Here is a 14,627-nt window from a genome sequence, read left to right as displayed (position 1 = left end):
TTTTTTATGCTTTATAAACGATCATTGCTGAAAAACAATAAATTTGGTTTTCATCGTCGTTAATGGAAACACCAACTTGGTACTTAATATCTACAAAGTTGCTATCATCAATCTTTTTCAAAAAAACATTCACAGCGTCTTCTAAGTCTTTTTCGTGACTTTCATCAAACACTTTCACACGAATCATGTTAACACCATCCTAGATCGCAGCCCTCCGCCGCTTGATTATTGCCACGGTGCGTATCTATGATGCGATAAAACTTTCCATTCTCATATATATATCCGTCTTCTAACACATATTTTTTATCTTCAGTATAGACATAAAACTTACCTATCATAAATTTACTCGTATATAATTCCAAATAATTTGGTCTAAATTTAGCTACAACTTTATTTGTAATATCAATTTTTATTGTGCGCCCCACCTTCTCTCCCTCCTTTGCAAAGAACGGATTTAGGTATATTGTATTAGCGCTTTTACATTTTATGCTTAAAAATAAGTGGATATGCCTTCTTTCTTCACCTGTACTATTTTTCTAAAAAAATCACTATAAATAAAATCCCCAAAAAAACATAAAAAAAGCACTTTACCTTATTGACTCGAATATAAATATTATGTTATTATATAAAATTTGACATTTTTACATACGTATGCTATCATTAAAAGTGGTTACCACATATGGAGGTGGATGATTTGTTTCAAATTGGTGATAAAATCGTTTATCCAATGCACGGTGCAGGAATTATCGAAGCAATTGAAGAGAAAGAAATATTAGGTACTTCACGTCAATATTGTGTGATACGCATCATTAGTAAAGATATGCAAGTAATGCTTCCGATGGAACAATTAAAAAAATCAGGTATTCGTTATATCGTTGATCGAGGTACGTTAGATGATATACTTCTTGAATTTCAAAACGGGGAGTCAGACCCATCACTCTCATGGAAACAAAGATATACAATGAATATGGAAAAAATGAAAAATGGCAATTTACAAGATAGCGCAGAAGTGGTTCGGGATTTACTTCGCCGTAATAAAGAGAGAACATTAAATGCGAGCGAAAAACAAATGCTAGATAATGCCCGAAAAATGATGATTAGCGAAGTCGCGCTCGTACAAAATGTTACTGAACATCAAGCAACAGAATTTCTTCAAGATACAATTAATCATTAAATTTAAAATAGCTGAACGCTATTTTTTTTGTAAAAAGGACAAAGAGATAAAACTCTTTGTCCTTTTCATATTACCCACGCCCAGCTTGAAACGATGGATATAACGTCATTCCACCATCTGCAAATAGCGTAATTCCCGTTACATAACTCGCCTCTGAAGAAGCAAGCCAAGTTGCTACTGCTGCAATTTCTTCAGGTTTTCCAATATAGCCCATCGGTATCATACTTTCTACGTCAGCACGCTGCTTTGGATCAGCAAATTTTTCTGCATTTATCGGCGTATTAATTGCACCTGGCCCAATATTATTTACTCGAATACCTTTTGACGCATATTCTAGCGCTAACGTTTCTGTCATCAGTTTAATACCACCCTTACTTGCTGCATAGTGCACAAATAGTGGCCACGGAATTTTCTCATGAACACTAGACATATTAATGACAGACCCTTTAATATCATGTTCTACAAAATATTTAATCGCTTCACGACTTCCTAAAAAAGCACCTGTTAAATTTGTATTAATTACCCTATTCCAATCTTCAAGCGGCATTTCATGCGACGGTACCGCGTTTTCTATCCCTGCATTATTAATCATAACGTCAAGCGTACCAAACTCTTTCACAGCAGATTGAATGAGATTCACAACATCTGATTCGACCGTTACATCACCTTTTACAGCAATCGCTTCGCCGCCTACCTTTTTAATTTCTTCTAACACACCATTTGCTTCTGATTCTCGTGAGCGATAATTAATAACCACTTTCGCTTTTTCCTTAGCAAACCTCACTCCCATCGCTCTTCCGAGACCAGTTGCTGATCCTGTAATAACGACAACTTTCCCTGCTAAATCACTATACATTTCTATACCTCCTTTAACTTTTGGCTATACCTAACATAATTCCGGCTGCAATAATAAAAACGATACCGACAACGATACCCGTTAATTGGCGTTTCGTTTTCTTTTCACCTAATATAAGAATCCCACCAAGCGTGGAAATAATAATTCCCATTTGCGATAGCGAGAAACTTGTTGCGACTCCAACACGCGGCTGCGAAATGAATAAAAACATATTTCCAGCTGCCCAAATTAATCCTGGAATAATATTTCGGATTGCATATTTATTAAATGGCTGATGTTTAAAGGTAAGCAAAATCCCACCTAACACCATACCAACTGCTTGTGGCAACAAAGCTGACCAACCATCTACGTTAAATAGTCTAATCACTACTACGTAAACTAAATAACCGACTGTTGAAATTAATAAAATTACGATACCTCTTTTAAAGTTTGCTGCTTGCTCTGCATTTTTTTCTTCTTCACTTTGAAGCGATGTTAAAATAACACCGATAATAATACAAACGAGCGCTAAAATCCCAAGGACGACCGATATTGTCGTGGACCATTCATGAAATACGATAACGCCAAATAAAGTCGTCGCGACTAATTGAAGTCCTGTTGAAATTGGCATCGTCCTCGAAACACCCATTAAATCAATACTTTTTAATTGATTCGCCTGACCAAGCGCCCAAAATAAACCTGAAACAACTCCAACTCCAATAACGGTAGGTGTTAATACTGGCTTCATAAAAATATAAACAACAATTGAGAAAATAAGTGCTCCAAACGTTGTTCCGAGCGTTTGACTATACGGTCCCCCGCCCAGTTTTACATTAAATAGCACAATACTTCCCCAAAATATAGCTGGTAAAATTGCTAAAAATATATCCATCGCCCATTACCTTTCTCTGTAAAATGTCATAAATTGAAACTTTAATTATCCCGCAAATAGCGGAATAAGTTACCGCTCTCAATCATTAGAATGAGCTTTCATTTTTTCTTTTTTGCGAGCACAAATCTTTTCTACAACATCATTAGAAACATTTTTTTCTCGCTCCACATTTTTTACCTTTATATGATCTAAATAATCCTCCAAAGTAAGTGTAACTTTGTCATTTGGCGGATTATGCGCCCCTTGAAATGTAAGAAATTGTAGCGTCACTTCAAATCTAGGTACAAATTCATCTTTCCTGCCGAGACGCTTTATATTCATAACTGCATCACATTCATATTGATCTTCTGTCACTTGTCTAATAACCGAATAGTACCTATTCAATAACGCACTCTCTAAAAGCTGTTCTCTTGATTCTTTCGCGAAAGAATCGCTTGGAGAAGAGAAAAAGATAGAACATATCGCTGTAATAATTACACATATTTTTTTCATAACGTCCTCCTTATCCTATAAGTTAGTGTTCTCAAAAACGCCATAAAAAAACGACTTCCCCTACTTAGGAAAGTCGTTTTAATGAATCCAATATTAACCACCACTCACTGGTGGTATAAGTGCAACAACATCACCAGATTGGACCCTGTCATCTTCATTTGCGTATTCTTCATTAATCGCAACCATAATTGGCTCTGAAACTGGTACATTATATTCTTTCGCAACAACATCTTTTAACTCTGCAACTGTAATATTTTCTTTCTCTATTTGTAATTCACTTGTCCCTGCTTCTTCTTGCAAGTGCGCAAATAACAATACTCGAATCATACTTATAGCTCCTTCCCAGGCTCTCCCGCCGGATATGGTGTTTTTTCTAATTGATCACCAATCCATGAGTCACCATCTTCCCAAAACTCCTTTTTCCAAATCGGAACAATTTGTTTTATGCGTTCCATAATATATTCGTTTGCTTCATAAGCCGCTTTACGGTGTGGTGTTGAAACAGCAACAACAACCGCTATATCAGAAATTTGCAACGTACCGATGCGATGTGTAATCGCAACATATGTACCCGGCCATTTCTCTTTCACTTCCAGACCAATTTTCTCTAGCATCTTTTCTGCCATCGTCTTATAAGCAACATACTCTAAGTATAATGTACGACGCCCTTTCGTAAACTCTCTAACCGTTCCAATAAATGTTGTAACAGCACCGCATTCACGTCGAATCACTTTCTTCGTTACCTCTTCAATCGAGATTTCTGTATCAATTACTTCATAATATGTATTTGTCATTTCGCACTCCTAACCGTTTGTAAAAACCAGTCTATGTACAACTCTTCTTCTGTTATATGAAATACTTTATATTCTTCTCGTATATTTACCGGGACATCATACCACGTAATAATCGCTACTATATTTTCTACTTTATGTAAAAGCTCAACGTCTTCCGCAGAACGAAGTAACACTACTTTCGGGTAGTTCTCTTTTTTATAGCCCTCTATTAAAATTGTATCCACTTCAAAAAACTCATATAAGCGAATAATTTCTTGCAAGGACCATTTCTTTCTTAGTGAAGAAAGTGAAAGCAATCCAGCACCTTCTACACTACTTACGACAGCACCAGCTTTACGGTGTCTTTCGCTATCTTTTTGCGATACTTCTGGAAAACCTCCGTGCCCGTGATGTTTAATGGTAGCAACCTTCATTTCCCGTTCAGCTAATGCATGCACTATTTTCTCCACAAGCGTTGTTTTTCCGCTATTTTGATATCCTACTATTTGTAAGATTGAAGTGGCTTTGCCCATGGCCAATCACATCCCTCAGAGTGCTCTAACAATAATACAGATACTTTCATCCCGGTCTCAAATCCTCTCGTTCCTCCAGGTAACACAATAAAAGCATTCGCATCTGCAAGTGAAGATACTGCACTCGATTTATCTAAACCGACCGGCATCGCTTGTAACGCCCCGTCCACAATCGTTACGTTTGCTCTTACGAAACGAGTAAATGGATTTGGCTTTGGAAAATCTTTTTGTAAAATAGCATCCGCTCTATATACGTGAGGTTCCTTCGCATACAAATACGTTTTTATAATTGGTTGCACAAATAATTCAAAGCCTACATAACAAGCAGACGGATTTCCTGATAAACCGAAAAGTAACTTCCCATCAAATTCAGCTACTGTCGTTACACTTCCAGGTCTCATGGCTATTTTATTAAAGAGTACATTCGCCTGTAACCTTTCATAAATAGCTGGTAAGTAGTCATAATCTCCTACCGATACACCGCCAGTTGTAATTAAAATGTCGACCTCATCCATCGCTAATTGAATAGCTGTAAAACATGCATCTAACTCATCCGCGAGTTGACCATAATAACGAACTTTCCCGCCAGCTTTCATAATTTGAGCTGCGATCATATACGAGTTACTATTTCTAATTTTCCCCGGTTCTAACGGCTCATGTACTTCTAATAATTCACTCCCTGTCGTTACAATACCGACAACAGGCTGTTTTATAACTTTCACAGTGCTATATCCAAACGTTGCTAGTAAGGCCGCAACTCCTGGATTAATTGCCACACCTTTCTTAACGAGAACTTGATTTTGTTTTATATCTTCTCCTTTAAACGACACATTGTCACCGTTATTAAAAGGGCGTTTTAACTTCATATATGTTTTTCCGTTCTTCTCAAATCCTTCTGTCAGCTCTAGCATTACAACTGCATTGCAATCTTCTGGAATAGCTGCTCCTGTCATAATTCGAATCGCTTCAAAAGCTCCTACTTCTTCTAAAAAAACAGAACCCGCCCCGATCTCTCCTATTACTTCAAATTCAACTGGATTCTCTTGGGTTGCTCCTTTCGTATCTTCTGCTCGAATGGCGAAACCGTCGTAAGGGGAACGATCAAAATGAGGAACGTCATGATCTGAGACAACATCTTCCCCGAGAATTCTCCCGTAACTTTCCGTAATAGAAATTTCTTCTACTTCACCATGCTTCGCATATTTCATTACCCGTTCTACTGCTTCAGCAACTTGAATTGGAATTCGTTTTTCTACCATCGTTTCTCACCTCATATTTGCAATTTTTTTTATCTCGATTAAACTTTATGTATTCAATAGAAATTACTTCAAGGAGGAATTCCATGTCTTCATTTACACATTTTAATGACCAAGGACGCGCAAAAATGGTTGATATAAGCGACAAAAAAGCAACCGTTCGAACAGCAATTGCGTGCTCTAGCATTGTCGTTACGAAAGAAATTTACGATAAAATCTCTCACAATGAAATTGGGAAAGGTGACGTATTAGCAGTTGCGCAAATCGCAGGCATTATGGCTGCGAAACGAACTTCTGATATTATCCCAATGTGCCATCCTTTATTATTAAAAGGTGTTGACGTTTCTTTTGATTGGAAACAATCAGAAGAACAATATCGTTTACTCATTGAAGTAAAAGTTAAAACAGAAGGTAGCACCGGTGTTGAAATGGAAGCTTTAACAGCTGCTTCCGCTACCGCTCTTACTGTGTATGATATGTGTAAAGCTGTCGATAAAGGTATGATTATCGGCGAAACATACTTACTTGAAAAAACAGGTGGAAAAAGTGGAGATTATACGAGAAATTCATAATCCTCTCTCCGTTGAACCTAAAGGATTTCCTTTAGGTTCAACCTATATATCTTGCATATAAACTTTTCGCTACATTCATATCATTCGTCCCATGAATGAACGCCCTGCCATCTGTAAATAAAACAAAACGATATTCTTCTACCGGAAATGATAATAGATAAGGTGTCGCCTTTATCTCTACACTTCTTTGTAAGCGCTTTTTAATTTCTTCTAAATTAAAATTCTTCCGCACACCCGGGCGAATTTGTACTGTATTTCGCCCACATAACACTTCTGTTTTTGTTTGTGCTTCAAATGTTAAACTCGGATATGTACGTAACCTTCCGCAAGATAAACAAGTATCTTTTTTCTGCCTATTCACTTTAAATGCCATCTGTTGATTATTCCAAAGATCAAATGATAACATCGTTTCACGAAGCGCCCCAAAGTCTTCTACTAATATTTTCAGCGCTTCCGTAATTTGATGCGCAACTACTAATTGTACTGCCGGTTGTATAATACCAGCTGTGTCACATGTTGCTCCGCTCGCCGGATGCTCCATTAAACAGCGAAAACACGGTGTTTTCCCTGGTAAAATTGTATACGTTACTCCGTAACTTCCGACACACCCACCATATATCCACGGAATATTATACTTTTGTGAAATATCATTAATAAGAAGACGCGTTTCAAAATTATCTGTCGCATCTAATATTAAATCTACATCACGCACTAGCTCTTCCATTTCTTGCACCGTTACATCCGTCACAACTGGATTTATTTCCACCTCAGAATTAATCGCTTGTAAATGTTCTGCAGCCGCTATCGCCTTCGGTTTATACTGCTTTGCATCTTCTTCCGTATATAGTTGTTGTCTTTGTAAATTACTCCATTCTACATAATCACGATCAGCAATCGTTACTTTTCCAACACCTGCTCTAACAATCGCTTCTGCATTTGCCGCACCGAGAGCACCAGCACCAATAATAAGCACATGCTTCTCTCTTATTTTTCTCTGTCCTTCTTCTCTAACACCAGAAAATAATATTTGTCTTGAATATCGCTCCTGCATGCGATAGCCCCCTTTCTTATCCTCCTATATAAGACATTTCGATTTTCGGACGATTTTTTGCACTTTCTTCTGTCCGTTCATCCGAATACCTATCTTTTCTATTCATCCATACATCTTGTATAACACTTAATAACTCCTCATCCGAAAGATTTCCTCTAAGAAGTTCTCTTACATTCAAACCCTCTGTCGCAAATAAGCACGTATAAAACTTTCCATCTGCCGAAATTCTTGCCCTCGTACAAGAGGCACAAAATGACTCAGAAACAGATGTAATAAAACCAACTTCAACATTTGTTCCAACGTACCGATATCGCTTCGCAACTTCACCAAAGTAATGGACTTCAGCTGGCTCAAGCGGATACACCTTATGAATCATCTCAATCAATTCTCGTTTTGTAACCACTTGATCAAAATTCCACCCATTTGTACTACCAACATCCATAAACTCAATAAACCTAAGCGTGATTCCTTGCTCTTTAAAATACGCAGCCATCGGAAGTACTTGTTGATCGTTCATCCCTTTTTTCACAACCATATTTACCTTTACTTCCAGCCCCGCCTCTTTAGCTGCTATAATTCCCTTAATCACCGGTTTCGTATTAATATTTCGACCATTAATATTCCTAAATATGTCGTCATCTATCGCATCTAAACTAACATTCACTCTATGTAATCCAGCTTCTTTTAATGCCTTCGCTTGTTTCGTTAAATGGATAGCATTTGTCGTTAACCCTATATCTATTAGCCCATCAATTTTCACGAGACGTGCAATCAGTTTTGTTAAATCTTTACGAAGCAGTGGCTCACCGCCAGTAATTCTAATTTTTCGTACACCGATGTTAACAAATAATTTTGCCAAACGCTCAATTTCATCAAAAGTTAGTAAAAACTCATCTTTCAAAAAAGCATAATCTGGCCCAAATATTTCCGCCGGCATACAATATGTACATCTAAAATTGCAACGATCAATGACAGATATACGTAAATCTTGAAGTGGGCGTCCAAAAAAATCTTTAACCATCTCCTGCATCGCCACCCTCCCTTTCTGCCAAATTTCTTTCTTTTCATTCTATTATAATATATTTTCGGACTGCGATGTTTTTGCCCAAGTGAATAAAGTGAAACTTTAAATAATTAGAGGGTATCCACTCCCCCTGGTTAACGAGGTTTACTTCCAGATACAAGGATAAAAAAACCTTGAAACATAAAAGTTTCAAGGTTTTCTGCTTATTAACTTAATCTAATAATCGTTAGAGTAGCCCCTGGCGTTGCCGTAGATAATGTAGCCAACGCAATTACTCCAAATAATTGTAAACTAACTGCAGCTCCAGCAGGCAAGTTAGCGATTATTGTTGCACTAAATGAACCTGCAGCCACTGCCGGAGAGTTTATCGTTCCCGCAAGCGGACTGCCATTTACAGTTATACGGGAACTTACAAGTAATCCTGCCGTTAAATTAATTGTATAGGCTATATAATAGTTTCCTGCATTCGCAACTGTAAATACAGTATTTCCACCACTAACGGTTATTCCTGGTCCAATATTTTGATTGTTTGGTAACGGAATATTCGTGCCACCTAACAAAACAGAAATAATACTTCCTGATGTATTATTCGCAAATGCATATGTTGCAGTTGTACTGACTCCAGTCGCCCCGGTCGCTCCTGTTGCTCCGGTTGCTCCAGCTCCGGTTGGACCAGTTGGACCTTGGATTCCTTGTGAACCTGTTGGACCTGTATTTCCAGTTGGTCCTTGGGAACCTGTTGCTCCAGTAGCCCCTGTTGGGCCTTGGATTCCTTGCGGGCCTTGAATTCCTTGTGGACCTGTCGCTCCTGTTGCTCCTGTAGCTCCCGTTGGGCCTTGTATCCCTTGAACTCCTTGGGGACCTTGCGCTCCCGTTGCCCCTGTAGGACCTTGGGGACCTTGCAATCCTTGCACACCTTGAGGACCGGTTGGACCTATCTCTCCTTGTACCCCTTGTATTCCTGTTGGGCCTTGAGGACCGGTCGGACCTTGGATCCCTTGAATTCCTTGAATCCCCTGTGGGCCTTGTGCTCCCGTGGCTCCGGTTGCTCCTTGAATCCCTTGAGGGCCTTGTTCCCCTTGAATTCCTTGGGGACCGGTTGGACCTTGGATTCCTTGCGGGCCTTGGATTCCCTGTGGTCCTTGATCTCCTGTCGCCCCAGTTACTCCTTGTATCCCTTGCGGACCTTGTATCCCTTGCGGACCAGTTGGACCAATATCTCCTTGCACACCTTGTATTCCTTGAGGACCTTGTAACCCTGTCACTCCGGTTGCTCCCGTTTCTCCTGTCGCTCCTGTCACTCCAGTTGAGCCTGTCGCACCAGTATCCCCTGTTACTCCTGTCGCACCAGTTGCTCCTGTCGGGCCAGGTGGTCCACCCGATGGACCAGTTACTCCCGTCGGACCTGATGGCCCTGTTGGGCCGGACGGTCCTGCTGGTCCTCCAGAAGGTCCCGTTACCCCTGTTGCTCCCGTTATTCCAGTTGGGCCTGTAGTTCCTTCCCCTGTCGCCCCTGTTGCTCCCGTATCTCCTGTGGTCCCCGTAGGACCTTGTATTCCTTGAATTCCTTGTGGACCTTGCACTCCTTGGGCTCCCGTTGCTCCTTGAATGCCTTGTATTCCTTGAACTCCTTGTGGCCCCATTGGACCGGTTGGACCAATCGCCCCTTGAGCACCTTGCACTCCTTGGGGACCCTCTGGACCTGTTGCTCCTATTTCCCCTTGTATCCCTTGAATTCCAGTTGCTCCTTGTACTCCTGTTGCTCCCGTTATCCCTTGCACTCCTTGGATTCCCTGTATTCCTTGTGGACCTTCTGGACCTGTTGCGCCTACCGGTCCTTGAATGCCTTGTATCCCTTGCGGCCCCTCCGGACCCGTTGCTCCAGCTGGCCCTGGTACTCCTTGGATTCCTTGCGGGCCCTGAAGTCCCTCTGGGCCTTCTGGACCTGTTGGTCCTATATCACCCATCGGACCTTGTATCCCTTGAACACCTTGTGGTCCTGTTGCTCCTGATGGACCTGGTACTCCTTGAATACCTTGTGGACCTTGATCTCCTGTTGCCCCTGTCGCTCCTTGAGGTCCTATAGTCCCCTGTATACCTTGTGGACCTTGATCTCCTGTTGCTCCTGTTACTCCTTGAATCCCCTGAACCCCTTGGATTCCTTGTTCACCAGTTATTCCTGTCGGACCAGGAATACCTTGAATCCCCTGCGGTCCTTCTGGACCTGTTGGGCCAATTGGCCCTTGAATACCTTGTATTCCTTGCAAGCCCTGTGCTCCCGTACTTCCAGTCGGACCTGTAGTTCCCGTTTCTCCTGTTACACCTGTACTTCCTGTAGCCCCAGTATCCCCCGTTGCTCCAGTCGCACCTGTACTCCCACTCGGTCCGCCACCCGGACCTGTCGCACCAGTTGGCCCCGTCGGGCCAGGAGGTCCTCCAGATGGTCCAGTTATCCCAGTTGGGCCTGTTATTCCAGTCGGACCTGTTAGCCCCTGACCCGTTGCTCCGGTTGCACCTGTATTTCCACTCGGTCCTTGTGTTCCTTGTATCCCTTGTGCTCCTTGTATTCCTTGTGGACCAGTTGCACCCGGTAACCCTTGGACGCCTTGAATTCCTTGAGGTCCCTCAGGTCCTGTCGCTCCAATTGGCCCTTGCAATCCCTGTACCCCTTGTATACCTTGTGCCCCAGTCGCTCCCGTTGGACCAATCGGACCTTGTAACCCTTGCACACCTTGAGGTCCTGTCGCTCCAGTTTCTCCTTGTGGTCCTCTCAATCCTTGTGCTCCCTGCTGCCCTTCTGGTCCAGTTGCACCTATTGGTCCAACTGGACCTTGAATCCCTTGCACACCTTGAGGTCCAGTCGGACCCATCTCTCCCATTGGACCTTGAAATCCTCTCGGTCCTTGCGGTCCAGTCGAACCTTGTGGACCTGTTGGACCAGTAATCCCTATACCCGTAAATCCAGTTGGAACAGGAGGAAAAGTAGGACCAATAAGTTCTGGTGGAATTCTAAAATTAGATTGTTGTTTCCCTTTATTATCACGATTCTTCACACTTTCACCACCTACAAACCGTCTTTTTCATAATAAATAAACCTCTTCTTAATCTATTTACAAAAATAATCTCCAAGACTATTTTTATTTCAAATAAATAAAACTCCCTTAATTCCTTAAGGGAGTCCTGCAATTGAATCCATATTATCTGTATTAGGGACAGCTTGCGCTATACCCGATGTATTTACACTTTGCCCCATATTTGTTCCTGTTACAGTACCAGCAGGGGTGCCCCTTGTATATGTCGTCGTCACCGAATCTCCCGGCTGTAAACAAAGCTTCGTTTCTGTCCCTATTACTGTAACAACATCAATCCAAGTACACCCCATTGAACCACTATACGATTTCGTAGCAGTAAATGAAGTATCACTCAAATTATCACCTGTAAATATATTCCCAGTATTATTAACAATAACAAACTCTTTTATATGCGCAGGCATAATTACACTCTACCTTTCCTTTATGAACCTAACGTACGTGTACTCGTTGCCAAAGGCGGAAGAAATACCGATGTTCTAATCACCGCTTCTGGCTGTCTTTTTCCATTTAAAAAAATAGCCGCACTCGATCCTCCAGCTCCTGCATATACTTTCGCCACAGCTAAAGGCGAGATATCATAACAGTCACCAACATTAACAGCTCCTGTATTATTAATAATTTTTACTTTACGCAAATTAACCCCCATTTACCCCTCCTCCTTTTTTATACTGTATGCAAAAGAAAAAAACTTGAAACAGACTCGTTTCAAGTTTTTAACTATTAACTATTTCGTTTCACCTTCATATTGAAGCATACCGCCAACCATGTTCACTGTTTTAAATCCTTGCTCATTTAAATAATGACATACATTTTCACTGCGCATTCCTGAACGACAAATAAAGATATATTCATTCTCTTTATTAAAGAAGTCTACTTTATGTGGGATATCGCCCATTTTAATATGTACAGCTTCTGGAATCTTTCCTGCCGCTACTTCTTCATCTTCTCTTACGTCTACTAGAAATAACGTTTCTCCATTTTCTAAACGCACTTGTACCTCTTCTGTAGTAATTGTTTTAACTTCTGTCATATGTAGTTCCTCCTTATATACAATAAAACCTTTAGTTTCTTTTCCACAAACATTCTCTACCAATTTTAGCATGCAAAAGAAAGAACGCAAAGAATCGAAAAGCTATTTCTCAATTTTCTCGCAAAACTTATTCTTTACAAACATAACTAGCACATTGTATCCTCAATATACTTGTTTTATGAAAGGAGTCGATTAAAATGTCGCTTTTTCTTTTCATTATGGGCATTGTGTTCTTAATCGCTGCAATTATTGCACTTAGTATGCAAAATAATAAAAAGATAAAATCTCCCCAAGAAATGTCATTCTTATTTCTATTACTTAGTATAGCGTTCTTCGGCATAGCAATCGCTACATATATATTCCGTCTACAAATCATGTAAAAAAAGGTGCCTACTACACATATTGCACCTTTTTCACATAATTTATTTCCTACACAAAACTAGATACTTTCCGATTTAAAAATTCATAAACTTTCTTTTCAAATAAATGAATATCAAATGCTCCTGCCATATGCCCATTTATACTTTCTATCTCATACACTTCCGCATATTTTCCTTGTTTTTGCAAAATGTCTACCATTTTATAATTATAACGTGGCGGCTGAAGCAAATCTTGTTTGCACGGAATCATAAGTACATTCGCTTCTATGTTAGAAAGAGATTCTTCTAGTGAAGAAAACCCATGTGCAATATCATGCAATAAAACTGCCTTCGCAGTATACATCCATGAATTTGCATCTACTAACTCTATACTTCTATATGTCGCTTTATTTATCTCTTTTTCAAATGATGTTAATGTAGAAAACTTTTCATAAGGTTCTATATCTATACTATTACGAGGAAATGTCATTTCATAAAAATGCTCATCAAACGCGTTCATAAACATCATTCTATTTGCTAAATAAAGCCCCTTTATCGGCTGCTCTTCTCCATATTTTCCATCTTTCCAACTTGGATCTAGTTGAATTGCTTCAATCGCATTTTGCGCTACATTTACTGAGGTGATAATTGGATTTTGTGGATTCGTAATAACACCAATCATCCGCTCTACCATATGAGGATAGTGAATAGCCCATTGCTGCGCAATCATTCCTCCTGCTGAAGGTCCCATTACAGCGTGTAATCTGGAGATTCCTATATCTTTTATTAACTCATATTGCATACGAGCTACATCAAGAAATGTAAAAACCGGAAAATCCATTGCATATTCTTCTCCAGTTTCTGTATTAATTGATTTCGGTCCCGTTGTAATCACATATGGATTCTTCACCTGCACATTACAAAGATTATCTGTACATATAACAAAATACTTATTTGTATCAATTGCTTTTCCAGGTCCGATGAGCCCATCCCACCAACCAAGCTCCTCATCATGCACTGTATATTTCCCCGCTGCGTGACTTGTTGCACTAAAGTAATGACAAATCAAAATTGCATTTGACCTTTCTCTATTTAACGTACCATATGTCTCGTACCCCATTTGAACAGGAATTTCCCTACCATTTTCAAACGTAAATTCTTTTAAAACAAACTTCTCCTTTTTTACAATTTGCACAGACTCTCCCTCTCCCCGTTATAGTATGAACTGCTTACTAAAGGTTTTTTTCTATGTAAACCAATCTCCTCCTTCTTTTCATAAATAAATGAATAATATACAAAATTAGCCACAAAATAGCACTATATTACACAATTAAAGAGGGCATACATATGATTTGGAATTGGTTTCGTAAGAAAAAAAAATCAAATACAACAGAGGCAAAAGAAGCCGATAACTGGGAGCAGCAGTCTAACAATCCAGATGACGATAACAAAGAACAGACTAGAAGTATGAAACATACTAAAGGTAAAAATAACGAGCAAGATGACTCTTCTCAGGAGAAACAACTAAACTCTAAGCAAGATGA

Annotated in this window: 19 protein-coding genes and 1 pseudogene; 4 read left to right on the top strand and 16 right to left on the bottom strand. The window is 39.9% G+C overall.

Features of this window, described 5'->3' with window-relative positions:
• Positions 1-4: 4 nt before the first annotated feature.
• Positions 5-187 (bottom strand): sporulation protein Cse60, encoded by a 183-nt coding sequence (locus DN403_RS02555; RefSeq protein ID WP_000621751.1) that lies wholly within the window; start codon positions 185-187, stop codon positions 5-7.
• Position 188: 1 nt separating this feature from the next.
• Positions 189-425, bottom strand: coding sequence for a DUF2553 family protein (locus tag DN403_RS02550; RefSeq protein WP_000533804.1), 237 nt, complete (start codon positions 423-425; stop codon positions 189-191).
• A 254-nt stretch (positions 426-679) separates the two neighbouring features.
• Between DN403_RS02550 and DN403_RS02545 the strand changes: the two genes are divergently transcribed.
• Positions 680-1,174, top strand: coding sequence for a CarD family transcriptional regulator (locus DN403_RS02545; RefSeq protein WP_000451446.1), 495 nt, complete (start codon positions 680-682; stop codon positions 1,172-1,174).
• A gap of 70 nt (positions 1,175-1,244) precedes the next feature.
• On the opposite strand, the gene DN403_RS02540 is transcribed toward DN403_RS02545, so the two are convergent.
• The 7 genes from DN403_RS02540 to DN403_RS02510 form a co-directional block, all read right to left on the bottom strand.
• The gene (locus DN403_RS02540; RefSeq protein ID WP_000286680.1) at positions 1,245-2,030 is read right to left on the bottom strand and encodes a glucose 1-dehydrogenase; all 786 of its coding nucleotides are present in this window, start codon (positions 2,028-2,030) and stop codon (positions 1,245-1,247) included.
• 13 nt (positions 2,031-2,043) lie between these two features.
• The gene (gene glcU, locus DN403_RS02535; protein WP_000350863.1) at positions 2,044-2,901 is read right to left on the bottom strand and encodes a glucose uptake protein GlcU; all 858 of its coding nucleotides are present in this window, start codon (positions 2,899-2,901) and stop codon (positions 2,044-2,046) included.
• A gap of 78 nt (positions 2,902-2,979) precedes the next feature.
• Positions 2,980-3,393 (bottom strand): DUF3888 domain-containing protein, encoded by a 414-nt coding sequence (locus DN403_RS02530; RefSeq protein WP_086390943.1) that lies wholly within the window; start codon positions 3,391-3,393, stop codon positions 2,980-2,982.
• A gap of 93 nt (positions 3,394-3,486) precedes the next feature.
• Complete coding sequence (gene moaD, locus DN403_RS02525; protein WP_000621773.1) at positions 3,487-3,720, bottom strand: molybdopterin converting factor subunit 1; 234 nt, start codon at positions 3,718-3,720, stop codon at positions 3,487-3,489.
• Between the two features lie 2 nt (positions 3,721-3,722).
• Entirely contained in the window at positions 3,723-4,187 is a 465-nt protein-coding gene (moaE, locus tag DN403_RS02520; RefSeq protein WP_000185943.1) for a molybdopterin synthase catalytic subunit MoaE, read from the bottom strand.
• Positions 4,184-4,705, bottom strand: coding sequence for a molybdopterin-guanine dinucleotide biosynthesis protein B (mobB, locus tag DN403_RS02515; protein ID WP_133963686.1), 522 nt, complete (start codon positions 4,703-4,705; stop codon positions 4,184-4,186). The genes moaE and mobB overlap by 4 nt, the downstream gene beginning before the upstream one ends.
• Positions 4,669-5,958, bottom strand: coding sequence for a molybdopterin molybdotransferase MoeA (locus tag DN403_RS02510; protein ID WP_000229702.1), 1,290 nt, complete (start codon positions 5,956-5,958; stop codon positions 4,669-4,671). The genes mobB and DN403_RS02510 overlap by 37 nt, the downstream gene beginning before the upstream one ends.
• A gap of 83 nt (positions 5,959-6,041) precedes the next feature.
• On the opposite strand from DN403_RS02510, the gene moaC reads away from it, so the two are divergent.
• Entirely contained in the window at positions 6,042-6,527 is a 486-nt protein-coding gene (gene moaC, locus DN403_RS02505) for a cyclic pyranopterin monophosphate synthase MoaC (RefSeq protein WP_000094146.1), read from the top strand.
• 37 nt (positions 6,528-6,564) lie between these two features.
• Here the strand turns inward: moaC and DN403_RS02500 are convergent, their stop codons facing one another.
• The 6 genes from DN403_RS02500 to DN403_RS02470 all read right to left on the bottom strand — a co-directional run bounded on the left by DN403_RS02500 (position 6,565) and on the right by DN403_RS02470 (position 12,724).
• A complete protein-coding gene (locus tag DN403_RS02500) occupies positions 6,565-7,578 on the bottom strand; it encodes a molybdopterin-synthase adenylyltransferase MoeB (protein WP_001158115.1) in 1,014 nt (337 codons plus the stop codon).
• A gap of 16 nt (positions 7,579-7,594) precedes the next feature.
• Positions 7,595-8,608 carry a GTP 3',8-cyclase MoaA gene (moaA, locus tag DN403_RS02495; RefSeq protein ID WP_001157113.1) on the bottom strand — a complete coding sequence of 338 codons (1,014 nt, stop codon included), beginning with the start codon at positions 8,606-8,608 and terminating at the stop codon, positions 7,595-7,597.
• A 200-nt stretch (positions 8,609-8,808) separates the two neighbouring features.
• Positions 8,809-11,655 carry a BclA-related collagen-like exosporium protein gene (locus tag DN403_RS02485; protein WP_149185290.1) on the bottom strand — a complete coding sequence of 949 codons (2,847 nt, stop codon included), beginning with the start codon at positions 11,653-11,655 and terminating at the stop codon, positions 8,809-8,811.
• 116 nt (positions 11,656-11,771) lie between these two features.
• On the bottom strand, positions 11,772-12,095 hold the full coding sequence (locus DN403_RS02480) for a hypothetical protein (protein WP_001110864.1): 324 nt from the start codon (positions 12,093-12,095) through the stop codon (positions 11,772-11,774).
• Between the two features lie 20 nt (positions 12,096-12,115).
• Positions 12,116-12,340 (bottom strand): spore germination protein, encoded by a 225-nt coding sequence (locus DN403_RS02475; protein ID WP_000538719.1) that lies wholly within the window; start codon positions 12,338-12,340, stop codon positions 12,116-12,118.
• Between the two features lie 78 nt (positions 12,341-12,418).
• A complete protein-coding gene (locus DN403_RS02470) occupies positions 12,419-12,724 on the bottom strand; it encodes a rhodanese-like domain-containing protein (RefSeq protein WP_000141224.1) in 306 nt (101 codons plus the stop codon).
• Between the two features lie 197 nt (positions 12,725-12,921).
• Between DN403_RS02470 and DN403_RS02465 the strand changes: the two genes are divergently transcribed.
• Positions 12,922-13,104, top strand: coding sequence for a hypothetical protein (locus DN403_RS02465; RefSeq protein ID WP_000051780.1), 183 nt, complete (start codon positions 12,922-12,924; stop codon positions 13,102-13,104).
• 49 nt (positions 13,105-13,153) lie between these two features.
• Here the strand turns inward: DN403_RS02465 and DN403_RS02460 are convergent, their stop codons facing one another.
• A complete protein-coding gene (locus tag DN403_RS02460) occupies positions 13,154-14,278 on the bottom strand; it encodes a homoserine O-acetyltransferase family protein (RefSeq protein ID WP_098829669.1) in 1,125 nt (374 codons plus the stop codon).
• A gap of 152 nt (positions 14,279-14,430) precedes the next feature.
• Between DN403_RS02460 and DN403_RS02455 the strand changes: the two are divergent.
• Positions 14,431-14,627: pseudogene (locus DN403_RS02455) on the top strand (spore germination protein); the annotation flags it as partial.

This window comes from Bacillus sp. AY2-1, assembly GCF_008368965.1.
Taxonomy (GTDB): Bacteria; Bacillota; Bacilli; order Bacillales; family Bacillaceae_G; genus Bacillus_A; species Bacillus_A thuringiensis_S.
This window is presented reverse-complemented; position numbering and strand designations above follow the sequence as displayed.